Origin of the sequence: Enterobacter sp. R4-368, assembly GCF_000410515.1 — a bacterium.
Taxonomy (GTDB): domain Bacteria; phylum Pseudomonadota; class Gammaproteobacteria; order Enterobacterales; family Enterobacteriaceae; genus Kosakonia.
Window position 1 is genome coordinate 21,356 of sequence record NC_021500.1, and the last position, 26,521, is coordinate 47,876.

Here is a 26,521-nt window from a genome sequence, read left to right on the forward strand (position 1 = left end):
ATGAATATGTTGCTTTCATTGCTGACCAACCGCATTTTGTGGGGTTTCCTTGGCGTAACGGGGCTGGCCGCGGTTATCTGGATGATTGGCCCGCTGCTCTCCGTCGTGGATTCCCGCCCGCTTGAGTCTGAGCAAAACCGCATGATCACCATTGCGGTGATGTACCTGATTTGGGTTCACAGCCACATTGTGCCGCGTCTTTACAACGCCTGGCTCAACCGCAAGCTGATGGACAACCTGAAAAGCGAAGAGGCAAAAGATCCGGTTGAGCGCAAACGCCTCAATAACGAAGATCAGGTGCTGAACGAGCGTTTCGAAGAAGCTGCGCAGGTACTGAAAAAAGCGCACTTCAACCAGCCAGGTCAGCGCGGACAGTGGGCGCAGCGCTTCAGCACCCAGTATCTGTATCAACTGCCATGGTATGTGATTATCGGTGCGCCGGGTTCCGGTAAAACCACTGCGCTGGTCAACTCCGGCCTGCAATTCCCGCTGGCCGATCGCTTCGGTAAAACCGCGCTGCGCGGTATTGGCGGTACGCGTAACTGTGACTGGTGGTTTACCAACGAGGCTGTGCTGCTTGATACCGCCGGGCGTTATACCACGCAGGAGAGCGAGCAGGTTCAGGATGCGAGCGAATGGTTGAAGTTTCTTGGCCTGCTGCAAAAGTATCGCCGCCGTCAGCCGATCAACGGTGTGATTGTGACGGTAAGCATTGCCGATCTGCTCACCCAGTCAGCCGAGGCATCGCGCGAACAGGCGCTTAACCTGCGCCAGCGTTTGACCGAGTTGCATGAACAACTGGGGATCCGTTTCCCGGTGTATGTGCTGGTGACCAAAGCGGACTTGCTGAAAGGTTTTCGCGCGTACTTTGCCGGGTTTGATAAAGCGCAGCGCGATCAAATCTGGGGTTTCACCTTCCCGTGGGAAAAAGCCAAACTGGCGGATTTCGACCTGCAGGGCAGTTTTATTCAGGAATTCGCGCTGCTGCAACAGCGTCTGGACGCGGCCCTGCCGGATACGCTACTGCGTGAAAGCGATGCGCAAGCCCGCGCGGAATGTTTCCTGTTCCCGCAGGAGTTCGCCGCGCTGCGTCCGCTGCTGGCAGATTACCTGAACACCATTTTTGCCCGCTCTAACTTTGAAACCGAGTTCTCCCCGCGCGGCATCTATTTTGCCAGCGGTACGCAGGAAGGCCTGCCGTTTGACCGCGTGATGGGCGAACTGAACCGCGCGCTGTCGCTGCCGCAGGGTAAATCAGGCGATAACTGGGATTCGGTCAGCAAAGAGGAACCGGTGCCGGGCGGGAAAGGGCAGAGCTTCTTTATCAAGCATCTGCTGCAAAACGTGATCTTCCAGGAAGCCGGTATCGCCGGGCAAAACCGCTGGTGGGAACTGCGCAGCCGGGCGGTGATCTGGTCCGGTTATGCGGCGCTGCTGGCGCTGCTGATTATTATCAGCGCCTTGTGGTTTACCAGCTACGGCAACAACCGTGATTATCTGGATGAAGTGCAGGCCAAAGTACCGGCCCTTGACCAGCAGATCAAAGCGCTGCGTAACCGCCAGCAGGGCGATCTCTTTGCCTTGCTGCCGCTGCTTAATGGCCTCTCTGCGCTGCCGGAAAGCGAGAAGTTTGACGTCAATAACCCACCGATCACCCGCCGTATGGGGCTCTATCGCGGTAACGATGTGGCTGACGCCTCGCAAACCCTGTACCAGAAAGCGCTGCAACAGATGCTGCTGCCGGAAGTGGCGATGCGCATCACCACCTGGCTGCGTAACGACAATGGCAGCGATGTGGAATACAGCTATGAAGCGCTGAAAGCCTATCAGATGCTGTATCAGCCGAAGCATTACGACGGTAAGTTCCTGCACTCGTGGGTAATGCTCAATCTGCAACGTAACCTGCCGCAGAACGTTACCAAAGCGCAGTTAAGTCAGCTTGAGTGGCACCTGACGCAACTGCTGGAGCCGCAAATTCAGTCGTCGCCGTATGCCAAAGACGAGGCGCTGATTAGCCGCGAACAGGCATTGATCAACCAGCAACCGCTCTCCACCCGCGTTTACGGGCGGCTGAAACGCCTGCTGGAGCGCGATGAAAACCTGAAGCAGGTTTCGCTGGCGTCGCTTGGCGGCCCGCAGAGTGAACTGGTCTTTTCCCGCAAAAGCGGTAAGCCGGTCGGTGAAGGGTTGCCGGGGTTGTATACCCCGGATGGTTACTGGAACAGTTTCAATGCGCAAATCGCGCCGGTCACCGCCTCGCTGCATGAAGATGATGTCTGGGTGCTTGGCTCCACCACGCAAGCGGAAGACAAACAGCAAACCGATAACGCGGTGCGCCAGTTGTATGCACGGGATTTTATCGCCATCTGGGATAACTTCTTAAGTGACATTCAGCTTAATAACAGCGCGGATCTGAACCAGCGCATCAATACCGCGCGTCTGCTTTCCGGAAACAACTCACCGCTGCGCCGGCTGGTTATCAATCTCAGCCAGCAGTTGAAACTCAGCCGTGATGACGTGGCGGATGGTAAAGAGAAAGCGCCGGAGAGCAGCAACCGTGGTACGCAGATGCTCGAAACGCTGTTCAGCAACCATGACGGCGCGTCAGCCACGGCAAACGCCGCCGCCAGCCAGACGCCGGAACAGCGTGTCACCGAACATTTCGCGCCGATCATCGAACTGGCGCAGCCGCTGGAAAAGGGCGGCAAGACCATTGTGTTTGATGATTTTCTCAAACAGGTTGATGAGCTTTATCGTTACCTGACCGCCGTGCAGGATGCCGCCAACAGTGGAATGCCACCGCCGGGCGGCGAAGCAATCAGCCGTTTGCAGGCCAGTGCCGGGCGTTTACCTGGCGGGCTGCAAACCATGTTCAGCAACATGGCGGTTGGCGCGAGCAGTGATACCCAGCGCCGGGATATGGAAAACGTGCGCAAGCGCATCAGCGTGGAAGTGGGCAGCTTTTGCCGCCAGGCGATTGCCGGACGCTACCCGTTAGTGCGTTCCGCCAGCAGCGAAGTTACCCCCGACGATCTGGCACGCATGTTTGCCCCTGGTACTGGCCTGATGGATGTCTTTTTTCGCGACAACCTGACCAACAAAGTCGATACCACTCAGGCGACATGGCGTTTTATGCCGGGCATCGATGGCAAAACCCTGCCGGGCAGTGAAGGGGTGCTGGTGCCGTTTCAGCAAGCGCAATCGATTCGTGACGCGTTCTTTGCCAACGGCAGCGCAACACCGTCGTTTCGCACCACGGTGCGTACGGTGCGCATGGATAACACCATCCTGAATATGACGCTGGATGTAGACGGACAAATCCTTCGCTACAGCCACGGCCCACAGGCGGTGCAAATCGTTAGCTGGCCGGGTTCCGGCGGCACCAACCAGGTGCGGATGCAGTTAGGGCTGGCCAACGGTACAACCGCTACGCTTGTGACCAACGGCGCCTGGGCGCTGAACCGCTTTTTCGATAAAGCGCGCGTCAGCCCCGGCAGCAGCAGCCTGAGCCGCCAGGCGACATTCACGGTTGACGGACATCAGGTGACGCTGGAATTCGCGCCGAACAGCATCCGCAACCCGTTCCAGCTTCCACGTTTCGCATGTCCTTGAACTGCAAAGGAACGCCTAATGACTACGACTTCTGCAATTAGCTGGTATGGCAAACTGCCCAGTGCGGGCGATTTTTTACAACGCCGCTTTCCTGATGCGCTTCAGCGTCAGTGGTCCCACTGGTTTCAGGTGGGGCTGATGAACTGGCAGAAAGAAGAACAGCGTACAAACGACCGGCAGTTCAGCAATGCGCCGATCTGGAATTTTGTTGTCCCGCCGATGCTCGGCGGGCAGCAGGTGCAAATGGGTTGTCTGCTGCCAGGGCGCGACAGCGTTGGTCGTCAGTATCCACTGTGTGCGTTAATGGCGATTAACCCGCTGGAGTGGTCGCCACGCCATTTAGCGAAGGCGGGTGACTGGTATGAACAACTCGGGCGCACCATGCTGCATGCCGTGCGCAATGGGTTTTCACCCGAACAGCTCGACCAGGCGCTGCTCTCCATTCCACCCGTGCAACTGGTGGAGCCGGAAACGCGCTCGGAAATTCTGGATGTGATTGGTTATGACGGCGACGGCGAATCCACCATCGGCTGGCGACAGGCCGCCGAATGTTTTGATCCGCTGCGCCAGATCAGTTTCTGGTGGACCAACCGCAGCGATGGCTACCCGCTCTACACCCATGTGCACAGCGGCAATTTTACCGGCCAGTTATTCACGCTGTTGTTTGAGCCGGCGGGTGGCGCAAGACCCGGTCGCCATGGCCTCTACCCACCGATGTTTGAAGAATAAGCAGGTTGCGGATGACTATAGAATCGTTACTCGCTCCGGTCAGCCCGGAGCAGCCTTGCGGTGAGAATCTGGAGTACGACGCCGATTTCCAGGCGATGGAGCAGGCGAGCCTCGGCAAAGCCGAGCAGCAGTTTGGCAGCACCATTATTCCCGCCGAACCGGCAGACTGGACGCGGGTGGAAAAACTGGCCACCGGGCTGCTGGCGCGCACCAAAGATATCCGCGTAATGATGGCGTTAACCCATGCGTGGACTCGACGTCGCGGGCTGGAAGGCTATGCTGATGGTTTAATGCTGTTAGGCCAGGCGCTGGCGCTGTACTGGGATCAACTCTGGCCTTCGCTGACTGACGGTGGTGAATTCGACCCGTTTTATCGCATTAATGCGCTGGCGGGGTTAAGCGATAAATCTTCGCTGACCACCACGCTGCGCCAGTCGACGCTGCTGCGCAGCAACGGTGATGAGCTAAACGTGCGCGACGCGCAGGCGTTGCTTGACGGCAGCAAAACGGAATGTGCAGGCTATCCTGGCGGTCGGGTGCGTCTGATTGATGAACTCACGCGCGGCGGTCAGCCTGGCATTGAGGCTATCTGCCAAATCGAAGGGCGTCTGCAAACGATCCGTACATGGTTGCTCGAACAACTGGGCGAAAGCGGGGTGCCGGAAATGGAACAGTTACTCAAAACGGTCGGGTTAATCGCCGGCGTCAGCCGCGCTAACCGCACGGAAGAGCAACAGGCGACAGAACAAACGGCACCTGCGGAGAGCGCACCGCAAGCGGTTGTCGCGACACCGCTTGCGGCGCATACCGACTGGCGAACCGCACAGGTTACCACGCGTGCCGATGCGCAACTGATGCTGGAAAAAGTGAAGCAATATTTCACCCAGCACGAGCCGAGCCACCCCGCGCCGTTGATGATTGACCGCGTACAGCGGCTAATCGAACTGGACTTTATGGAGATTATTCGCGATCTGGCGCCCGATGGCGTGAATCAACTGCAAAACATCTTTGGGCGTCAGGACTGACGCGTACCGAGTTATGACGGCAGGCGCGTTGCCGGTCGTCAAACCTTCACCGCGCATATTCGATGGAGAACATCATGGCAATAAGTAACAGTGGTCAGAAATTTATCGCCCGCAACCGTGCCCCCCGCGTACAGATTGAGTACGACGTGGAAGTGTACGGCGCGGAGCGCAAAATCCAGCTTCCGTTTGTGATGGGCGTAATGGCGGATCTGGTAGGGAAACCGGTGGAGAACTTACCTTCTATTGAGGATCGTAAATTCCTCGAAATCGACGTCGACAACTTCGACGAACGCATGAAAGCGCTGAAACCGCGCGTGGCGTTCAACGTCGACAACACGCTGACCGGCGAAGGTCGTCTGAACGTCGATTTAACTTTCGACAGCATGGATGACTTCCTGCCGGACGCGGTGGCGCGCAAAGTTGAGCCGCTGAACAAGCTGCTGGAAGCGCGTACTCAGCTCTCCAACCTGCTGACCTACATGGACGGCAAAAACGGCGCGGAAGAGTTGATTGCCAAAGTGTTGCAGGATCCAACCCTGCTGAAATCGCTCAGCCAGTTACCGAACAGTGAAGACAGTGCGCAAGGTAAAGAGGAGTAAACCATGAGCAACCCTTCTCAACAGCAAGAATTGCAGCAGGGCGCACAGGCCTTCAGCCAGGATGAATTCAGCGCGCTGCTCAGCAAAGAGTTCCGTCCGAAAACGGATCAGGCGCGTTCAGCGGTAGAAAGCGCGGTGAAAACGCTGGCGCAACAGGCGCTGGAAAACACCGTCACCTTCTCCAGCGATACCTACCGCACCATTCAGAACCTGATTGCCGGGATTGATGAAAAGCTGTCGCAGCAGATTAACCAGATCATCCACCACGAAGATTTCCAGAAACTGGAAAGCGCGTGGCGCGGTCTGAGTCATCTGGTGAACAACACCGAAACCGACGAGATGCTGAAAATTCGCTTTATGAGCATCTCCAAGCAGGAGCTGGGCCGTAACCTGAAACGCTACAAAGGCGTGGGCTGGGACCAGAGCCCGCTGTTCAAAAAAATCTATGAAGAAGAGTATGGACAGTTCGGTGGCGAACCGTTTGGCTGCCTGGTTGGCGACTACTACTTCGACCACAGCCCGCAGGATGTCGAACTGCTGGGCGAAATGGCGCGCATCGGCGCGGCGGCACACTGCCCGTTCATTACCGGTACTGCGCCAAGCGTGATGCAGATGGAGTCCTGGCAGGAGCTGGCGAACCCGCGCGATCTGACGAAAATCTTCCAGAACACCGAATACGCCGCCTGGCGTTCACTGCGTGAATCTGAAGATGCCCGTTACCTTGGCCTGGTCATGCCGCGCTTCCTGTCGCGTCTGCCGTACGGTATCCGCACCAACCCGGTTGACAGCTTCGATTTCGAAGAAGAGACCGATGGCGCGAACCACAACAACTATTCGTGGGCGAACGCGGCCTACGCCATGGCGACCAACATCAACCGTTCCTTCAAAGAGTACGGCTGGTGTACCTCGATTCGCGGTGTGGAATCCGGTGGTGCGGTAGAAAACCTGCCATGCCATACCTTCCCGAGCGATGACGGCGGCGTGGACATGAAGTGCCCGACCGAGATCGCCATCAGCGACCGTCGCGAAGCAGAACTGGCGAAAAACGGCTTTATGCCGCTTATCCATCGTAAAAACTCCGACTTCGCTGCCTTTATTGGCGCACAGTCGCTGCAAAAACCGATGGAGTACCACGACGCCGACGCGACCGCTAACGCACGTCTCGCTTCCCGTCTGCCGTATCTGTTCGCCTGCTGCCGTTTTGCGCACTACCTGAAGTGCATTGTGCGCGACAAAATCGGCTCATTCCGCGAGCGTGACGAAATGGAACGCTGGCTGAACGACTGGGTGATGAACTACGTCGACGGCGACCCGGCGAACTCCTCGCAGGAAACCAAAGCGCGTAAACCGCTGGCTGCGGCAGAAGTGCAGGTGCAGGAAATCGAAGATAACCCTGGTTACTACGCGGCGAAATTCTTCCTGCGTCCGCACTACCAGCTGGAAGGTCTGACCGTTTCTCTGCGTCTGGTATCCAAACTGCCGTCGCTGAAAACCAAAGAGGCGTAAGCCAGACAGGCTGACACCGCTCACCACAAGGATGTGACGATGCGACATCGTATTATGTTAGTCGGTCTGTTGTTCTGCTCAACGCTCGGTTGGGCAGAACAGGATTACACACCGCGCGCACAGGCGTTGCCGCAAGATGATACGGCCAATTTTTTGCGCGACCCGACGTTGCTTACCAGCCAGGATGTGAATATGCGCGGCGAGCGTTTTTTTAACGCCTGGACATCCAAAAGCAACGAGCGCGAGCGCATTAAAGCCGATCTCTATTTACTGGGTGTGCTGGATACCACGGAAGGGACGGTCTGGTGCAGTTACCGACGGTTTAAATCCACCACGCTACATGAAATTGTGTATCGCTATTTTCGCGACTTGCCACCGCAAAGGTTGAAGCAGGAGCGCGCGTCGAGGTTAATTATCGAAGCGATGACTCAGCATCACGGCGGCTGCGAAAATAGCAAATCATCGCAAAATAAATAACGCGAGCGAATTATCTGAGCGCTGATAGTGCTATTTCCGTAACGCCACGGCGTTATATTGGCGTCAGGATGTGATGAATTCTTTCTCTCCCCCGAGGGAATGAGTGTTTCTGAACAGATGCATAATCTTTTCAGAATCGAACGAGGCAGAGGTAAAATATGGACGGTTTTATTCGGCCCCATGCTTACCCGTTTGCCATATAAGCGCTTTTTCGAAAGCAATATTTATCATTAACGAAGAGTAAATATTATGGCTATTGATATGTTTCTGAAGGTCGATGGAGTTACGGGTGAATCTAAAGACTCTAACCACACCGGCTGGACTGATATCACATCTTTTTCCTGGGGTGCTTCACAACCTGGGAACATGAGCGTTGGCGGTGGCGGCGGTGCCGGTAAAGTCAATTTTAATGACCTGCATGTTAACGCACTCATTGATAAATCCACGACGGCTATCCTGAAACATTGCGCCAGCGGCAAACACTTGACCAAAGTTGAGCTGTCTGTCTGCAAAGCAGGCGGCCAGCAGGTTGAGTATGCGCGCATCACGCTGGAAGACGTGCTGGTGACTTCCGTTCAGTACACCGGTGCTGACAACGGCGACACCGTAGGTGTGACCTATGCATTCCAGGCTGCGAAAGTGAAACAGCAGTACTGGGAGCAGTCCTCCTCCGGCGGTAAAGGTGCTGAAACCACCGCTGGCTGGAACATCAAAGAAAACAAAGAAGCGTAATCGCTGTGGTGAGCCCGCAAGGGCTCACCTTGTTTTTTTTCTGGCAAATGACGATTTAATTATTAATTTTTTCTCTCTTTTTTATATCGGGTTAGTCGCGTTATCCCCAACAAAATAATTTGCTACTCAAACGCAGCCGCTTTTATGAAAGCTGTTTCTTTTGAGTGCGTATAAAAATTAAAGAATAATTTGAGGATGAACGAATGAGTGTTATGCGCAAGGGTGATCGTGGTACGAATGTTAAAGAGCTACAGCAGCTTCTGAATAAATCGGGAGCGAAAGTCGGTGAAGATGGTATTTTCGGCTTAAAAACCGAAATGGCTGTCAAACAATTCCAGGCGAAACAGAATTTACACGTCGATGGAATTGTCGGGCGACGCACCCTTGCTGCACTGGGAAAACCGATCACCACCCGCGCGCCACAGCCGCCGATTTCCGGCAGCGCCGGGCGACAGGCTGTCGGTGCGATGGATATCTCCGCCAGTGGCATGACCTTTATTTTTCATCGCGAAGCCTGGGCAAACAAAAGTTGTTACCTGCACTGGCCAGGCGGCGCAAGCGGCGTGACGCTCGGGCCGGGCTACGACATGAAAGAGCGCTCAGAGCAATCTATCAAAGCGAAAATGATTGAAATCGGCATTGATGCGATAACCGCGGAAAAAATCAGTAAAGCCGCCAGATTGCATGATGACCAGGCCAGCCAGTTTGTCGCCGATAACGCGAAACTGGTGCGTCTTACCGCCGATCAGGAGACAAATTTACTGCGTGCCACCGTTCCGCCGTACGTTAACGCGGTGAGAAATGGTATTTTTGTGCCGCTGAAGCAGTATGAATTCGACGCGCTGGTCTCCTTTGCGTATAACCCTGGTGGGCGGCTGAACAACGTGTTTGGCTTTATCAATCGCGGGCAGATCTCTGATGCGATGACGGAAATTAAACGCGCGAATACCAGTAAACACAAAGTTATGAAGGGTTTGATTAATCGTCGTAATTTTGAAGTGAATCTTTTCTTAAACGGCGACTACGGGACAAATTGATCAATGACGACTCACACTAAACAGATCGTAGCGGCAACCATGACTTGCCTGGCGTTGTTCTCTTCGGCAGTGCAGGCGGGCAATTCACCTGTACAGGGCGAGTGGCAGGTTGAGAAAGCGTTTATTAATACCGAAACAGAACGCACCCTGAACTATCAGTTCAATGATGATCGCCTTGTCGGGCGTTTTCTGAGCGTGACACCACAAGGGATCAGCACTACGCTGCCAGGCGGCTCGAATTGCCAGTCACCCGCGATGAAAGAAAGCAGCAGCACGCTGGATGCCTGGGTTGCTACCACGCAGTCCATCCCGGAGAAAGACGCGGCAAAAACCTATGAGCTGGGATTAGACGGGAGCGCGAAAACGCAGGTCGAAAACATTACCTGCGCATCCGGTTACTTTGCCAACGGTGATGCGGGCAGCGATGCCAGCCTGGCGTTCGTCAATCAGCGCTTACTGCTGAACTGGACGGATGGCACCATCCTTTTGCTCAAGCCGGTCGATAAAAACAGCAAACCGCAGGCATCGTTTGATTGTGCAAAAGCCGCTTCCGCGCCGGAAAAAACGATTTGCGGCGATCGCGAGCTGGCGGCCCTGGATAACAGCGTTGCCCGTTCGTACAAAGCATTTCGAAAAGAAGCCGCCTCGCTTGGCAATAACGATCTGGAAAACAAACTGCAATCGCAACAGAAAGCCTGGCTAAGCCAGCGCAATAGCTGCAATGGCGATGTGCAATGCCTGAAAAAATCGATGAACGATCGACTGGAAACGCTGGCGCACAGCCTGGATGGGGTCTGAGTCGTGTCATAAGGGGATGGCGGGCTGCCATCCCTGCTAAGCAGTAAGACGTTATCGGTATTGCATGTACGCCACTGGATGAGATGGCAGGGAAAAACATGACAGGAAGCATCATTCGGTTCACCCCGGCGCGCGTAAAGTGTGTCGCCTTAGCCGCACTGGTTTCGTTGAGTCACTGCGCGGCCAGCGCAGCAGAAGCGCCAGCCTCTATTTCGGGGCCCTGGCGTATTATTGCCAATTCAACGGATACGCAAGCCACCATCTCCTTCTATACCAAAGTCAACGATCCCAGCTATGTTGGCCGCGTGGTGCGTTTTGATAACCACGCGGTAAGTGGCGACGCGGCGCTGAACATTGATTGCCAGCAACCCGCATACCTTCAGCAATCGCCGATGACGCTAAATGAAGCGATAGTAAAAACCTCCGGCGAGCGCCGTTTTCCGCCCAAAATTCCTGTTGCAGAAGATTTCGGTTTGAACGGGCAAGGCATGCAGAAAATCACCCCAATTGTGCTGCAATGCCAGCAAGGGCACCTGGGGCCGGATGGCGAATCCATCGGTAACTGGGTAGCGTTGTTATCTGCCGATAAGCTGCTGATGTACGGGAATGACAACAGCTATTTTGTGCTGAAACGCGTGACGGCTGATGAAAAAATTACGCCCCGTTTTTCCTGTAACGCTAAGCTAAGCGCCACCGAGCAAGCGATTTGTGGTGACAATGAACTGGCGGCCTGGGATCGCAGCGTGACCGATGCCTACACTATTCAGTTGCAGCAACAGCAAGAAATTGACCCGGCGGATAAAGCCACGTTGGCGGGCATGAAAGCGGCGCAGCGCGACTGGCTTAAAAAACGCAACCAGTGCCAGACAGACGCCGCCTGCTTAACAAAATCGATGCAAGAACGGACCTTTGAATTGGTCAGTAAAATCCAGTAAAACAAGAGACTTATCCGGTGGCTGCGCCGGGTTCGCGAACGTCGACCTTCTTTTCGCTTGTCTTCAAACGCAGCCGTTTTAGCTAAAGCGGCACCGTTTGAGTGCACATAACTCCAGCAGGAATACGCGATGCGATTCACTATTATTACCAGTAAACCCGGTCATCAGCCGCCACAAAGTAGCTGCGACTTTTATCCCCCGGGCGGCACCATTGGCCGCGGCACGGACAACAATCTGGTGCTGCCGGACAACGACCGTTCCATTTCACGTTTGCAGGCGATTGTCCATATCGCCGGCAATGGCGAGTGCCGCGTCACCAACCGTGGCAACGTGACCCGCGTCGTACTGAATGACATCCCCCTTGAACGTGGGCGTCAGGTTGAGCTGCAGGATGGCGATATTCTTGGCATCGATGAGTACCGTATTGAAGTCACCGATCTGATCCAGGATACCCGTCCCGTCACCCGTATGGCGGAAGAAATGTATCCGAAGCCAGCGCAGCCGCAGGTGGCGAAACCGGCACCTGCTCCGGCGCAGAAAAACGCGCCAGAAGGCGCACCGGCGTCCGTGCCGACGGAAATCTGGGACAGCCTGATGCAGGAGTTTTCCATCTCCGACAGCATCTCCAGCAGCCGTGCGAAACCGCAGGAAGCGCAAAATCTTAACCCGTTCGCCGCGCCGAAAGGGCCGGAGCGCAACCCGGAAGATCCGCTGTCGCTGCTCAATAACAATGAACCGCTGGTGACGCCGAAATCGCTGGCCTCGGATCAGCTGTTTAACGACGAACAGTTGTTTAAAAACGACAGCATCTTCAACGATTCCACGCCTTCTGCGCTGGTGCCGCCGGTTGAACCGACACAAAAATCGCACACGCCGGATAGCGACGAGCTCGATCCGCTGGCGCTGTTTGGCGGTAGCGGTAGCACGAAGCAAACCCGCAGCGACGATCCGCTTGGCCTGCTGAGCGGCGCGGTGCCGCTGGCGCATGCCGATGAACTGGCGGCGCAGAAACCGGCTGAACCGCAGCCGATCATTACCGATCTCAACACGCCGGAACCGCCGCCAACCGCTCAGCCGATTATTACCGAGCTGCGCCCGGAAGATTTAAGTTCGACGCCGCTATTTGCCGACGACGCGCCGCTCTCCGCGCCGGAAGAGGTGCAGGAGCAGCAGGATTACGCTGGTATCACGCTGCCAACACCGCAGGCGGTGCAGCGCAGCGCGGCGCAAACGCCGAAAGGGCGTCTGCGTATCGATCCGGTTCAGAGCAATGGCACGAAGAGCACGCCCTCAGTCAGCACCGGCGACAGCGGTGATGTGCTGAAGGGTGAGCTGCTTGATGCGCTGCTTGAAGGCATGGGACTGAGCGACATGCAGCCGGTGCCGCAGTTCGATAAAGAAAACATGCGCCAGTTCGGTCAGATGCTGAGCATGTTCTCGCAGGGCACGGTTGCGCTGTTGTCGTCGCGTTCTATTCTGAAACGCGGTGTAAAAGCGGACATGACCATGGTGCTGGATGACGCCAACAACCCGTTCAAACTGCTGCCGTCGGGTAAAACCGTATTAATGCAGATGTTCGGCACGCGTATGCCTGGTTTTATGCCGCCGAAAAAATCGGTGCGTGACGCGCTGATCGATTTACAGGCGCACCAGCTGGGGATGATCTCCGGTATTCGCGCCATTATCGCCGCCATGTTGCAGCAGTTTAATCCGGAGCAACTGGAAGATGACGCCAAACGCGACGGCGCAACCGCGCGGCTTGGCGTGCTCTCCAACCGTAAAGCCGCGTTATGGGATTACTACGTTCGTACTTACGCCCAGACGGCCGGTGAGATTGACGATGACTTCCACACCCTGTTTGGCGAAGCGTTCCTCCACGCTTACGACATGGAAGTCAACCAGTACAAAGACTCACAAAGCGGATCGGAAGAATGAATATCAGCACGGCCTCTATTTCGCGACAGGGCGAACGTGCCAGTAATCAGGATCAGACCGGGGAAACCATCGGCGAGCGCGCCGCCTGCTTTGTGGTCTGCGATGGCATCGCCGGTTTACCCGGCGGTGACGTGGCGGCGAAACTGGCGCGAAACGCCATTATCACCCGGTTCGACGGTGACGAGCACCTCAATGCCCAGTACATTCGTCAGTACGTGAATGGCGCGAACCGCGCCATCCGCGAAGAGCAAAAAGCGGTGCAGGATTATCACCGCATGGGCACCACCATGGTGAGCCTGTTTATCGATCGCGATTACCAGCTCGCCTACTGGGCGCACGCGGGTGACAGCCGGTTATATCTGTTTCGTCGCGGCTGGCTTTACCACGTCACCACCGATCACAGCCTCGTCCAGCAGATGAAAGACGCCGGGCACCAGACCGAAGGTATCAATGGTAACTTGCTCTATTTCGCGCTGGGGTTGGGCGAGGATGAGCGTGAACCGAGCTACAGTGATGTGGTGCCGATTGAAGATGGCGATGCTTTTTTGCTGTGCACGGATGGTTTCTGGCACGGCGTCACCGAGGAGCAGATGCAACAGTCGCTGCACATGGTGAACACGCCGGATGAGTGGCTGACGTTGATGAATCAAATCCTGCTGAAAAACGGTGTCGGGGCGCAGACCCAGCAGGACAACTATAGCGCCGTAGCGGTGTGGATGGGCACGCCTCAGGAGACGACGCTTTTGCATACGCTCTCTGAAGCCGCGCAGTTTTTCCCTCTTCGTGATTGATACAGCTTACAAGGACTTTTATGAAACTTTGGCTACCGGGTTTGGCCCTGCTGGCAGTGTGTGGCAGTGTGCAGGCAGAAAACTACCGCATCGTGCAATCGCCTTCGCAAAAACTGGATGTCTGGATCGATAACGTCGCCGATAACACGCCAAAAAGCTGGTGTGCGAAGACGCTGCCGCTGCGCATTGTCGCCAGCGGCGATAAAAAACCCTCGGTACTGAATAGCTTTTTACCGCGTCTTGGCGCGCTGCTGGAAAACCAGTGCGGCACGCTGACGCAGGTGCGCTGGAAACTGACCGACCCACAAGGCACGACGCTGGCTGAAGGCACCGCCGATAAAGCCAAAGAGTGGGATCCGGTGGTCACCTCAACCGGTGCGGCTACCGCGCCCGCCGCAACCCCGAGCGCCGGACTGGTTGCCCCTACCGGTCGCGCCGAAGATCTCTCGCCGCCCGCCAGCCGTGCGCCGTGGCAGGAGTTCACCTTGCAGGATGGCTGCCACCTGCGCACCTTCTGGCAGGGCGGCGCCGGTACGCCTGCGCTGTTTATTCCCGCCAAAGAAGATGGCAAGTGTGAGAAGGGCGGCTGGCTGAACGGTCGCAGCGTGGTGACGCAACTCAGCAACGGCGTGGAAAAGAAAATCACCATGACCTTCGTACACGGTTTCCCGGTCAGTGGCCTGAATGCCAGTGTGGATGCGGATCGCCTGTTGATTACCACCGTCAACAACGAACGTATGGTGGTCAGCGAAGGTACGCTGGCGCAGAGCTGGATGATCCTGCCGTATATTGACAGCCTGAATGGCTGGCAGGCGAATGGCACCGTGGCGGTGGAAATCTCCCGCGACGTGGCAAATGATCCGGCGCGTTTACAGGCGCGTATTGAAGAAGTGCGCAAAGCGTGGATGCCGTGGTTTGAACCGGGTACGCACCTGAATATTTTGCTGATTGACTCGCTGCATCCGCAGCTGCGCAACCCGGCGGTTGGCACCTATAAAACGGTTAATTAAGGAGCGGCGATGAACACGTTGTTTCAACAACTGGCGGGCGAATCGTTGCGGGAAAGCCTGGCGCAGCTCGAAAGCCGTATCCGCACGCAGCCGGGCGACGCCGATCTGCGCGCCGCGTTCGCCCAACTGTTGTGCCTTGATGGCAACTGGTCGCGCGCGCTGGCGCAGTTAAAAAGCTGGCAGGCGTTAAAACCGCAGGCACAGCCAACCGTTACGCTGCTGGAACAAGCCATTGAAGGCGAACGCCAGCGTGCGGACGTGATGGCCGGTCGCGCGCGTCCGGTTACGCCGGATCAACAATGGCCGTGGCTGGCATCAATGGTCAGCGCGCTGGAGCCGGAAGCGGCGAATGCCAGCGCAGATCGTGAAGCCGCGCTGGAAATGGCCGACGCTAACCCCGGGCAGTTGACGACGCAGGACGGTCAAACGCTGAACTTTGACTGGCTGATGGATGGCGATTGCCGCTTTGGCCCGGTCTGCGAAGCTATCGTCAATGGCCGTTATTTCTGGCTGCCGTTCAGCGCCATTTCCGCCATGCAGTTCCAGCCCCCGGCCAGCGTCACCGATTTAGTATGGCGTCACACGCTGGTGCGCTTGCAGGATGGCAGCGAACAGGTGTGCCAGATCCCGGCGCGCTATCCGCTGGATGCGAATGCCGATGACCGCTTTAAGCTGTGTCGCGTCACCGAATGGCAGCCGTTGCCAGGCGATGCGCCGCACTATATCGGGCAGGGGCAAAAAGTGTGGCTTAACGACAGCGCCGAATATTCGCTGCTCGATCTCGCCACCGTCAGCTTTAACGTGGAAGCCGCAGATGAGTAACTCTGCGCATGATGAAGAGAGCGACCTGCTGCGTAGCGGCTGGCGCTCGCGGCGCGGGAAAGAGACCGTTGGCGCGCGCGATAAAATGCAGCCTTCGCTGCTCGATCGCCTGACGGATGACGCGCCGGATAAAGTGCAGGAGCCGGTGAACAACAATCTGGTTTCGCACTCCGCGCTGCGCCGCCATGTGCTGCGCGATTTGCAGTGGCTGTTCAACACCATTAATAACGAAGCGCAACAGGATCTCTCAGGTTTTGACCAGGTGCGGCGTTCGGTGGTGAACTTTGGCGTGTCGCCGCTGGCGGGCAAGCGCATGTCGGATATCGAATGGCTGGATATCCAGCGCAAACTGACCGACGCGATTTTGCATTTTGAACCGCGCATTCTTCCGCAAGGATTGCAGGTGCGCTGCATCTCCGATACTAAGTCGCTGGATCTGCATAACGTCCTGTCGATTGAGATCAAAGGCCGCCTGTGGTGCGTGCCTTATCCGCTGGAGTTCCTGTTTCGTACCGATGTGGATCTGGAAAACGGGCATTTCGAGCTGAAAGACGCGGGGTAACGATGGACAGCAAATTACTCGAATATTACAACCGCGAACTGGCCTGGCTGCGCGAAATGGGTCAGGAATTCGCCGCACGCTACCCGAAAGTTGCCGGGCGTCTGGGTATGCGCGGCATGGACGTCTCCGATCCGTATGTCGAACGCCTGATGGAAGGTTTTGCCTTTCTGACCTCGCGCGTGCAGTTAAAAATGGACGCCGAGTTCCCGCGTTTCTCCCAGCGTTTGCTGGAAATGGTCGCGCCGAATTACCTTGCGCCCACGCCGTCCATGGCGATTGCCGAACTGCAACCGGACAGCGCGAAAGGCGATTTGAGCAACGGTTTTGTGGTGCCGCGCGGCACCATGATGGACAGCCAGGTGATGAAAAAGAACGGCGTCACCTGTAGCTACACCACCGCACATGATGTCACGCTGCTGCCGCTGAAAATCAGCCAGGTGGAACTGGGCGGTGTGCCCGCCGATCTGCCGCTGGCGCAGGTTGGTTTAAGCCAGCGCGGGGCGCAAAGCGCACTGCGTATTCGCCTGAGTTGCGACGGCCCGGTAAACCTCAGCCATCTTGATTTCGACCGTCTGGAGTTCTTCTTAAGCGGCCCGGATATGCAGGCGCTGAAGCTCCTCGAGCTGGTGATGGAGCATCAGGTCGGCATTCTGTGCCAGGCGAACGGGCAGAAAACCCCGCCGCTGGTGCTGGCCGACGATGCGCTGCGCCAGGAAGGGTTCAGCGCAGACCAGGCACTGCTGCCGGACGATTTGCGCAATTTTGACGGCTACCGCCTGTTGCAGGAGTACTTTGCTTTTCCGTCGCGTTTCCTGTTTATCAGCCTGCATGGCTTGCGCACGATGCTGACGCAAAGTGGCGAAGCGAAGTCCTTCGATATCATCATTCTGCTCGACAAAGCCGATGCGCAGCTTGAACGGGTGGTGGATAAGAGCCACCTCGCACTTCACTGCACGCCAGTGATTAACCTGTTCCCGAAAGTGGCGGAACGCCAGAAACTTAGCGACAGCCTGCATGAGTACCATCTGGTGGTCGATAACATCCGTCCGCTGGATTACGAGATCTACGCCGTTACCAAAATTCACGCCAGCATCGACGGTCAGCGTGATGAACAAACATTTCGCCCGTTCTGGAGTAGCTGGAGCCAGGACGAAGGTAACTACGGGGCTTACTTTTCGCTGCGCCGTGAACAGCGTGCGTTATCGGAACATGCGCAGCGTTACGGCACGCGTACCGGCTACATCGGTTCGGAAGTGTTCGCCTCGCTGGTGGATGAACAGCATGCGCCGTGGCGGGAAGAGTTACGCTACATCACCGCCGAAGTGCTGTGCACCAGCCGCGACTTGCCGCTGATGTTGCAGCAGGAGATTGGTCAGTTTGTGTTGCCGGATTCGCTGCCGGTTAAAACATTACAACTGCGCAAAGGCCCGACACCGCCGCGTCCGGCGCTGGCAGAAGGATTGAGCACCTGGCGGCTGATCAGCCAGTTGCAGATGAACTATTTAAGCCTGATGGATGGCGAAGACGGTGAAGGCGCTGCGGCGCTGCGGCAGTTGCTGGGGCTTTATACCCGGCTGGCGGAAGCACCGGTCGCGCGTCAGATCGAAGGCGTGCGCCACTGCGTGCTTGAACCGGTGCATCGCCGCGTGCCGGAACCGGGACCGATTGTTTTCGCGCGCGGTATTGGCATTACCCTGACGGTCGATGAGCAGGCGTTCTCCGGCTTCAGTCCGTACCTGTTTGGCAGCGTGCTGGAGCGCGTTTTTGCCCGTCTGGTGGGCATGAACAGCTTTACCGAGTTCACGCTTAAGAGCCAGCAGCGCGGGGAAGTGGGTTACTGGCCGCCGCGCATGGGCAAGAGGGCGCTGATATGACCGAAACGCTGAGCAGCGCGCCGGTCATTACGCGCGCCAGTGCGCTGCCGGAGGCATTCTGGCAAAACGTAATGGCGACGCCGTGGCGCTACGATCTGTTTACGCTGCTGCGCCGCGTCGATGCGCGTGGCGGTGAGCGTTACCCGCTGGGTCGCGCGCCGCTGCCGCGTTTTGAGCCGTTGCGCATTGGTCAAACCCCCTCACTTGGCTTTGCGCCATCGACGCTGTCAAGCGTGCGCCAACGCGAAAACTCGTCGCTGTATGACGTCTCGATTCTCAGTTTTGGCCTGTTTGGCCCCAACGGCCCGCTGCCGGTTCACCTGACTGAATACGCCAGCGAACGTATCGCGCACCACCAGGATGACAGCCTGAGCGCCTTCGCCGATCTTTTTCATCACCGCCTGGCGCTGCTGTTTTACCGCGCCTGGGCCGATGCGCAACCGACTGTTTCGCTGGATCGCCAGGATAACAAACGTTTTGAGCAGTACATCGCCTCGCTGATCGGCATGGGGCAGCCAGGACAACTGGAAAAAGGCAGCTTAAGCCCGCACGCCCGCTTTGCCCTTGCCGGGCATCTGACCCGCAACGGGCGCGACCCGGAAGGGCTGGCGAAGATCCTGCGCATCTATTTCAACGTGCCGGTCACCATTGTCGAAAACGTGCCGCAGTGGATGCCGCTCAGTGAACGTGAACGCGCGCGCTTACAGGGCGGGCGACACGCGCCGCGCCTCGGGCAATCGGCGTTTCTTGGCGAAGCTGTACGCGATGTGTGCCATAAGTTTCGCATCGAAATTGGCCCGCTTAACGTCGATACCTACCGGCGCTTTATGCCGGGTGAACAGTGGGTTACCGCGCTACGCGACTGGGTGCGCCAGTATCTGGGCATTGAGTACCAGTGGGCGGTGAAAGTGATTTTGCGCAGTGAAGATGTCGCTGGTGCCACGCTTGGTGGAGCCGGGCGTCTGGGTTACAGCGCCTGGCTTGGTACACAGCCCAGGCCACAGGCGCGAGGAGATTTGGTTTTCAGCCCGGAGGGGTAACCTCCGTTGTTAGTTTCCTGGTCTGACGTACGCACACATCCTGCATGTCGTATCGCGCGACGAGCTGGCTTGTAAGGATGACTGCACACTAATTATGAATAATGGATGAACTCATGTCAGAAATCAGCCGCGCCGTTCTGTTCGGCAAACTCGATACGCTGTTATTTACCTCGCTGGAAAGCGCCACCGCCTTTTGCAAGCTGCGTGGCAACCCGTATGTGGAGCTGGTTCACTGGCTGCATCAACTGATGCAACAGACGGACGGCGATCTGCAACAGGTTATTCGCCACTTTTCGCTGGATGAAGAGGCGCTGACGCGCGATATCGTCGCGGCGCTGGACAAACTGCCGCGCGGCGCAAGTTCGGTTTCCGACTTGTCAGAACACATTGATACCGCCGTTGAACGCGCGTGGGTATATGGCTCGTTAAAATATGGCGTGACGCGCATTCGTGGCGGCCATCTGCTGGCCGGGATCCTGAAAACCTGGAGTCTGGCGAACGTGCTGAAAGGCATTTCGCCGCAGTTTGAGCGTATCAGCGCCGATGCGTTGCTGGATAACTTCGACGCCATTTTCGCTAACAGCAAAGAGAGCCAGCAGGTCACCGTGGCGCTGAACGATGACGCAGGCGCAGGCGTACCGCAGCAACAGGGCACGCTGGCGCAGTATGGTCAGGATCTGACCGCCCGGGCGCGCGACGGCAAAATCGACCCGGTAGTGGGGCGCGATGAAGAGATCCGCCAGATGGTCGATATCCTGATGCGTCGCCGCCAGAACAACCCGTTGCTGACCGGTGAAGCGGGCGTCGGTAAAACGGCGGTCGTGGAAGGGCTGGCGCTGCGCATTGCCGCAGGTGATGTGCCGGAGCCGCTGGTGGATGTGCAACTGTGGCTGCTTGATATTGGCATGTTGCAGGCGGGCGCGGGAATGAAGGGCGAATTTGAAGCGCGTTTACAGTCGTTGATTAACGAAGTGCAATCCAGCCCGACGCCGATCATTCTGTTTATCGACGAAATTCACACGCTGATTGGCGCCGGCGGCCAGCAGGGCACGGGCGATGCCGCCAACCTGCTGAAACCGGCGCTGGCGCGTGGTCAGCTTCGCACCATCGGCGCGACCACCTGGGCGGAATACAAAAAATACATTGAGAAAGATCCGGCGCTGACCCGCCGTTTCCAGACCGTACAAGTCGCCGAACCAGACGAAGAAAAAGCCGTTCTGATGCTGCGCAGCACCGTTTCCGCCCTGGAAAAACACCACCGCGTGCTGCTGCTGGATGAAGCGGTTGTCGCGGCGGTGAAACTCTCGCACCGCTACATTCCGGCGCGCCAGTTGCCGGATAAAGCCGTTGCGCTGCTCGATACCGCCTGTGCGCGCGTCGCGGTAAGCCAAAGTTCTCCGCCGCCGCAGCTGGAAGATTGCCTGCACCGCATCGCCGCGCTGGACGTGGAAGTTGAAATTGCCAACCGTGAAGCGAAAATGGCGACCGGTGAAAGCGATCGCGTGGAAAAATTGCAGGTCGAGCTGGAAAAACTGGCGCAACAACGCGACGAACTGACGGCGCGCTGGGAGCAGGAGCAAGCGCTGGTTGACGCGATTATTGCGCTGCGCGCGCAGCTGCATACTTCGCCGGAAGAGGCGCAGGCCGATTTACGCGCCACGCTGACGCAACAGCAGGCCGAACTGCGTGCGCTACAGGGCGACGCGCCACTGCTGTTTACCTCGGTGGATGCCAACGTGGTCGCCGCCGTGGTTTCCGACTGGACCGGCATCCCGCTGGGCCGGATGGTGAAAAACGAAATCGATGCGGTGTTAAAACTGGCCGATACCCTGAACGAACGCGTAATTGGACAGCGCCACGGCCTGGAACTGATTGCCAAACGGGTACAGACCTCGCGTGCGCGCCTGGACGATCCGAACAAACCGGTAGGCGTCTTTATGCTGTGCGGCCCGTCCGGTGTCGGTAAAACCGAAACCGCGCTGGCGCTGGCGGAGTCGCTGTACGGCGGCGAGCAGAACGTTATCACCATCAACATGAGTGAGTTCCAGGAAGCACATACGGTTTCCACGCTGAAAGGTGCGCCTCCGGGATATGTGGGTTACGGCGAAGGCGGTGTGTTAACCGAAGCGGTGCGCCGCCGTCCTTACAGCGTGGTGCTGCTCGATGAGATCGAAAAAGCCCACCCGGATGTGCATGAAATCTTCTTCCAGGTGTTCGATAAAGGCTGGATGGAAGATGGCGAAGGCCGCCATATTGATTTCCGTAACACCATTATTATTCTCACCTCCAACGTCGGGACTGAGCTGATTACCGGCATGTGCGCCGATCCGGAACTGATGCCGGAACCGGACGCCCTGCGCGACGCGCTGCGCCCGCCGCTGTTGCAGGTTTTCCCGCCCGCGCTGCTGGGCCGTTTGCTGGTGGTGCCGTACTACCCGCTCAGCGACGAGATGCTGGCGATGATTGTGCGCCTGCAGCTTAAACGCATTCAGCGCCGTCTGGCGGACAACCACGGGATTGTGTCGGAAGTGGACGACAGCGTGGTGGAACAAATTGTTGCCCGCTGCACGGAAGTCGAATCAGGCGGCCGTATGGTGGACGCCATCCTTACTAATACACTGCTGCCGCTGATGAGCCAGCTATTACTCGACGCCAGCGCGCGCGACGAGCAATATAAGCGCTTACGGGTCACGTTTGAGCAGGGTGAGTTTCACTGTCAGTTTGCGGCGTAAAGCCATTATCAAGAGAGTTTTCCAATATGACGGATCACGATAACAACCGGAGTGTACCGAATGCACTGCCACCGGGATATCGCTTCAACGAGTTTGAAATTTTAGAAGTGATCGGCGGCGGTGGTTTTGGCATCGTCTATCGCGCCAAGGATCACCAGCTTGAGCGAACCATCGCGATTAAAGAGTTTATGCCGTCGTCGCTGGCGGTACGTAATGATGACATGACGCTGGTGCTGCGCAGCGAGCGCTTCAGTAAAGCATTTACCGCCGGGCTGAACAGTTTTATTCAGGAGGCGCGTCTGCTGGCGCGCTTCAACCACCCGAACCTGCTGCATGTGCTGCGCTTCTGGGTGCAGAACGACACCGCCTACATGGGAACGGTGTTTTACAGCGGCACCACGCTTTCCCGCCTGCGTGAAAAGAACCCGACGCTGATTAATGAAGCGTGGATCCGCCGCATGCTGCCGATGCTGCTGGGTGCTATCAAAACCATTCATGACGAAGGCTATCTGCACCGCGATATCTCACTGGATAACATCCAGATTCAGGATAACGGCCTGCCGGTGTTGCTCGATTTCGGCTCTGCGCGTCGCAGTATTGGTTCGGTATCCGATGAAACCGAAACCATGCTGCGTCCGGGCTATGCGCCGATTGAGCAATACACCGACGACAATGAAAGCGAGCAGGGGCCGTGGACCGATATTTACGCCCTTGGCGCGGTACTGCACACGCTGATTATTGGCTCACCGCCGCCGGTAAGCGTGGTGCGCAGCATCCAGGACACCTATGTTCCGCTGACGCAGCGCGGTTTGCCGGGGTATTCGCATACGCTGTTGCAGGCGGTGGATCGCGCGCTGTCGCTGAAAATGGAAGACCGTCCGCAAACGGTGGATGAATTCGCCGCGCTGATTGAAATGCCGGTCGCCGGGATCGACGACGTCATGAGCGTAAAACAGCCGGGTACCATGCTGGTGCCGGTGGAGGAAACGACAGAAAAAACCGATGCGCTGAGTAGCGTGAAGCGTTACAAAGTGCCGGGGCTGGTGGCCGCTGGCGTGATCGTTGGGGTGATTGCGGGGGCGGTGCTGTTTGGCGGGAATTCCTCGTCGGACACGACGCCGAACGCCAGCAACAGCGATCAGCAGCAGACCACGCAGCAGGCCGCTGAACCGCCGCGCCAGACCGTACAGGAGACAAACACCGCACCTGCAGCAACACCTTCGCAAACCACGCAGACGCAGGCACAAAGCCAGACCACTGCGCCTGCGGTACAGGAGCCGGTAGCGCAGATTTTTGTGCGTATGAACGAGGGTGAAAAACTGACGTTGAACGGCGAAGCGCAGTCTGTCTCTCCGGCCACCAACGGTTTTGCCTCGTTGAAGCTGCAACCGGGGCGTTACAACCTGGTACTGCAGGGCAACGGTCAGACCCGCAGCCAGACTATTACTATTGGGCAGCCAGGTACCTGGCTTATCAACCCGCAAGCACAATAGTGGTGGTTCCTCCGGGCTGACGCCCGGTAGCGCGCGGGAAGCCATTCCCGCGCGCGTCACTTTTCACATTGCATGCTGATGCAATGTCTTCTTGTTGCAATAACAACGCTCGTCTCGCTCGTTATATTAAAAAGACAGAACTATGAATTTATTAACACACAGCAATCAGGGTGGCGGTGAATTTACGTTTGTCGTATCGCGAAGTAATGCAAAAGCTGACGATAAAGTTCACGCTCTCGCTGCCCGAAAAACGCGTGAGCTGGAGATGACGCTCATCGATTTTCATCTTGAATCGTCGGAAATGCTGGAAGTGGACGGTTATCCCGCCGTGGAGCTCTTCTACCAGTTTAAAAATGACAACCACGTTATCTTCCAGCGCCAGACGTTAATTTTGCTCGACGATCCCGCCGGGAAAAAAATGGTGAGCTACGTGGGTACCTGCCCTGGCGAATTCAGCGAAGAACATCAAAAGCAATATCAACAAATCATCCAGAGTATTAAATTTCATCGCGCAAAATAGCGTGCAGGTTTTACCGTGCGCTGATTGCCGTTGACAGACATTGAGTAGGGATCTCTCGTTATGCAGAACAGAATCACGGCGACGTTACCCGTCGGGGGCTTACTTTTCTGGAAACTCTCCGGGCGCGAAGCGCTGTCCGAGTCATTTACGCTGGCGCTGACGGTACTGGGCACCGATGCGCGGGCAGACCGCAGCAAGCTGCTGGGGCAATCCGCAACCATCAATATTCCCACCCAGGGAACGGGCATGCGCTATATCAACGGCAAAATCACCCGCGTGGCGGTGAGCGCCGTTGAACTTTCGGGGACGCGTTACGCGGTGTACCAGCTCACCGTGGAGCCGGATTTGTGGCCGATGAAACGCGACCGCAACCTGCGTATCTTCCAGGGCCAGACTGCGCCGCAGATTGTGAAAACGCTGCTCGGCGAATATCAGGTGAACGTGGAAGATAAGCTGACCGGCAGTTACCGCACCTGGGATTACTGCGTGCAGTACCAGGAATCGAGCCTCGATTTCATCAGCCGTCTGATGGAGCTTGAGGGCATCGCCTACCATTTCCGCCACGAAGCCGACCGCCATGTGCTGGTGCTGACCGACGCGGCGACCGAACATCAGCCCTTCAGCGGCTACGAAACCATTCCGTATCACCAGACGCCGTCCGGCGGCAGCACGGATGAAGAGGGTATCAGCCAGTGGGCGCTGGAGGACAGCGTGACGCCGGGCATTTACAGCCTCGACGATTACGACTTCCGCAAACCGAACGCGTGGCTGTTCCAGGCGCGGCAGAACCCGGCGTCACCGCAGCCGGGCAGCATTGACGTGTACGACTGGCCGGGGCGTTTTGTCGAGCACGGTCACGGGGAGTATTACGCACGTATCCGCCAGGAGCGCTGGCAGGTGGAGCACCAGCAGATTCAGGGCACCGCCACGGCGGTTGGTGTCGCACCGGGAAACACCTTCGCGCTGTATAACGCGCCGTTTTTCAGCGATAACGGCGAGTACCTGACCACCGAAGCGAACTACTTTTTCGAGGAAAACCGCTACGCCAGCGGCTCTGATGGCGAAACGGTGCACCGCATTGATTTCACCGTCATTCCGTCGTCGGTGGTGTTCCGCCCGGCGGCGGTGACGGCGTGGCCGAAAACCTACGGGCCGCAGACGGCAAAAGTGGTCGGCCCGCAGGGCGAGAGCATCTGGACGGATAAATATGGCCGGGTGAAGGTGAAATTCCACTGGGACCGTCTGGCGAAAGGCGATGACACCAGCTCCTGCTGGGTGCGTGTGTCGAGTGCCTGGGCGGGGCAGGGCTTCGGCGGGGTGCAGATCCCGCGCGTGGGCGACGAAGTGGTGATCGACTTTATTAACGGTGATCCGGACCGGCCGATCGTTACCGGGCGTGTCTATAACGAATCCAGCATGCCGCCGTGGACACTGCCGGATGATTCAACTCGCATGGGCTTTATGACCCGCAGTAAAGACGGCAGCAAAGACAACGCCAGCTACCTGTTTTTTGAGGATCGCGCCGGGAGTGAAGCTGTTGAGTTGCATTCCGAAAAAGATATGAAAGTCTCGGTGGAAAATGACAAGACGGTCAACATTGACGGTAATCGCACGACGACCATTCTGAAAGAGCAGAAAGACGATGTCACCGGCGACGCCTCGTTTTACTATCGGGCGAAGCGCACGACTACGGTAGATGAAGCGGAAACCACCACCTTCAACAACAGCCAGACGGAAACCATCAAGAATGGGCGTACGCTGAATATCACCAGCGGCGGTGATGTTGTTAATATTAAAGGTGATCGTATAACCGATATTGACGGCACGAATTTGCATCATGTTACTAAATTAGTTACTGAGAAATTTGATGGTGGCCTTAACACTACTATTGCCAATGGGGTAGCGCTTAATATTACAAGTAACGGGAGCCAGCAAAATATTAAGGGTAATGTGCTGGTTAATGTTGAAGGTGATTACACAAAATTGGTATCCAGCAAGATAGTTATAAAAGCACCAAGCATCGTGTTTGACTCTCCTTCTGTAGAATATACTCATAAAGAAGAAAAGAGTTTTTGGGAGGATTATTTTAGTGCGAAAACAGTGTCATTTGCATTTAAAGGTGGTGATGCTAGTGTGTCGTTGCTTTCCACGGCTTTCAAAGGAATGGCTTATAATAAAACAGGATTTGAGATTTCTAAAGAGGAAGGCATGGTGGCGTTTAAAAATACTCTATACCATACGCAAGCAAATTTGCGGAGTATGGCTTTTGCTCTCATGCTAGTATTATGAATA

The 26,521-nt window shown here is 56.7% G+C and carries 21 protein-coding genes; all 21 read left to right on the forward strand.

What is annotated here, in order from left to right:
• The 21 genes from tssM to H650_RS00210 all read left to right on the forward strand — a co-directional run bounded on the left by tssM (position 1) and on the right by H650_RS00210 (position 26,518).
• The gene (gene tssM, locus H650_RS00110) at positions 1 to 3,612 is read left to right on the forward strand and encodes a type VI secretion system membrane subunit TssM (RefSeq protein ID WP_016495650.1); all 3,612 of its coding nucleotides are present in this window, start codon (positions 1 to 3) and stop codon (positions 3,610 to 3,612) included.
• 18 nt (positions 3,613 to 3,630) lie between these two features.
• On the forward strand, positions 3,631 to 4,341 hold the full coding sequence (tagF, locus tag H650_RS00115) for a type VI secretion system-associated protein TagF (protein ID WP_016495651.1): 711 nt from the start codon (positions 3,631 to 3,633) through the stop codon (positions 4,339 to 4,341).
• An 11-nt stretch (positions 4,342 to 4,352) separates the two neighbouring features.
• On the forward strand, positions 4,353 to 5,366 hold the full coding sequence (tssA, locus tag H650_RS00120) for a type VI secretion system protein TssA (RefSeq protein ID WP_016495652.1): 1,014 nt from the start codon (positions 4,353 to 4,355) through the stop codon (positions 5,364 to 5,366).
• Positions 5,367 to 5,440: 74 nt separating this feature from the next.
• Positions 5,441 to 5,965: a type VI secretion system contractile sheath small subunit gene (tssB, locus tag H650_RS00125; RefSeq protein WP_016495653.1), complete on the forward strand. Its 525-nt coding sequence runs from the start codon at positions 5,441 to 5,443 to the stop codon at positions 5,963 to 5,965.
• 3 nt (positions 5,966 to 5,968) lie between these two features.
• A complete protein-coding gene (tssC, locus tag H650_RS00130; protein ID WP_016495654.1) occupies positions 5,969 to 7,471 on the forward strand; it encodes a type VI secretion system contractile sheath large subunit in 1,503 nt (500 codons plus the stop codon).
• Positions 7,472 to 7,510: 39 nt separating this feature from the next.
• Positions 7,511 to 7,948 carry a Rap1a/Tai family immunity protein gene (locus H650_RS00135; RefSeq protein ID WP_016495655.1) on the forward strand — a complete coding sequence of 146 codons (438 nt, stop codon included), beginning with the start codon at positions 7,511 to 7,513 and terminating at the stop codon, positions 7,946 to 7,948.
• 249 nt (positions 7,949 to 8,197) lie between these two features.
• Positions 8,198 to 8,680 carry an Hcp family type VI secretion system effector gene (locus H650_RS00140; protein ID WP_016495656.1) on the forward strand — a complete coding sequence of 161 codons (483 nt, stop codon included), beginning with the start codon at positions 8,198 to 8,200 and terminating at the stop codon, positions 8,678 to 8,680.
• A 203-nt stretch (positions 8,681 to 8,883) separates the two neighbouring features.
• Positions 8,884 to 9,717, forward strand: coding sequence for a DUF8812 domain-containing protein (locus H650_RS00145; RefSeq protein ID WP_016495657.1), 834 nt, complete (start codon positions 8,884 to 8,886; stop codon positions 9,715 to 9,717).
• A gap of 3 nt (positions 9,718 to 9,720) precedes the next feature.
• Complete coding sequence (locus H650_RS00150; RefSeq protein ID WP_016495658.1) at positions 9,721 to 10,515, forward strand: lysozyme inhibitor LprI family protein; 795 nt, start codon at positions 9,721 to 9,723, stop codon at positions 10,513 to 10,515.
• Positions 10,516 to 10,613: 98 nt separating this feature from the next.
• Entirely contained in the window at positions 10,614 to 11,450 is an 837-nt protein-coding gene (locus tag H650_RS24145) for a lysozyme inhibitor LprI family protein (RefSeq protein ID WP_016495659.1), read from the forward strand.
• A gap of 129 nt (positions 11,451 to 11,579) precedes the next feature.
• Positions 11,580 to 13,385, forward strand: a complete 1,806-nt coding sequence (tagH, locus tag H650_RS00160) for a type VI secretion system-associated FHA domain protein TagH (RefSeq protein WP_016495660.1) — start codon at positions 11,580 to 11,582, stop codon at positions 13,383 to 13,385.
• Positions 13,382 to 14,176 carry a PP2C family protein-serine/threonine phosphatase gene (locus H650_RS00165; protein WP_016495661.1) on the forward strand — a complete coding sequence of 265 codons (795 nt, stop codon included), beginning with the start codon at positions 13,382 to 13,384 and terminating at the stop codon, positions 14,174 to 14,176. The genes tagH and H650_RS00165 overlap by 4 nt, the downstream gene beginning before the upstream one ends.
• A gap of 20 nt (positions 14,177 to 14,196) precedes the next feature.
• On the forward strand, positions 14,197 to 15,186 hold the full coding sequence (locus H650_RS00170; protein WP_016495662.1) for a hypothetical protein: 990 nt from the start codon (positions 14,197 to 14,199) through the stop codon (positions 15,184 to 15,186).
• Between the two features lie 9 nt (positions 15,187 to 15,195).
• Entirely contained in the window at positions 15,196 to 16,008 is an 813-nt protein-coding gene (locus tag H650_RS00175; protein ID WP_016495663.1) for a type VI secretion system accessory protein TagJ, read from the forward strand.
• Positions 16,001 to 16,570 (forward strand): type VI secretion system baseplate subunit TssE, encoded by a 570-nt coding sequence (tssE, locus tag H650_RS00180; protein ID WP_016495664.1) that lies wholly within the window; start codon positions 16,001 to 16,003, stop codon positions 16,568 to 16,570. The genes H650_RS00175 and tssE overlap by 8 nt, the downstream gene beginning before the upstream one ends.
• 2 nt (positions 16,571 to 16,572) lie before the next feature.
• On the forward strand, positions 16,573 to 18,444 hold the full coding sequence (gene tssF, locus H650_RS00185; protein ID WP_016495665.1) for a type VI secretion system baseplate subunit TssF: 1,872 nt from the start codon (positions 16,573 to 16,575) through the stop codon (positions 18,442 to 18,444).
• The gene (gene tssG, locus H650_RS00190; RefSeq protein WP_016495666.1) at positions 18,441 to 19,484 is read left to right on the forward strand and encodes a type VI secretion system baseplate subunit TssG; all 1,044 of its coding nucleotides are present in this window, start codon (positions 18,441 to 18,443) and stop codon (positions 19,482 to 19,484) included. The genes tssF and tssG overlap by 4 nt, the downstream gene beginning before the upstream one ends.
• Positions 19,485 to 19,597: 113 nt before the next feature.
• Positions 19,598 to 22,216, forward strand: coding sequence for a type VI secretion system ATPase TssH (gene tssH / locus H650_RS00195; RefSeq protein ID WP_044489630.1), 2,619 nt, complete (start codon positions 19,598 to 19,600; stop codon positions 22,214 to 22,216).
• A gap of 26 nt (positions 22,217 to 22,242) precedes the next feature.
• Complete coding sequence (locus H650_RS00200; protein WP_016495668.1) at positions 22,243 to 23,709, forward strand: serine/threonine protein kinase; 1,467 nt, start codon at positions 22,243 to 22,245, stop codon at positions 23,707 to 23,709.
• Positions 23,710 to 23,851: 142 nt separating this feature from the next.
• Positions 23,852 to 24,229 (forward strand): DcrB-related protein, encoded by a 378-nt coding sequence (locus H650_RS00205; RefSeq protein WP_016495669.1) that lies wholly within the window; start codon positions 23,852 to 23,854, stop codon positions 24,227 to 24,229.
• 60 nt (positions 24,230 to 24,289) lie between these two features.
• Positions 24,290 to 26,518: a type VI secretion system Vgr family protein gene (locus tag H650_RS00210; RefSeq protein WP_016495670.1), complete on the forward strand. Its 2,229-nt coding sequence runs from the start codon at positions 24,290 to 24,292 to the stop codon at positions 26,516 to 26,518.
• Positions 26,519 to 26,521 lie beyond the last annotated feature (3 nt).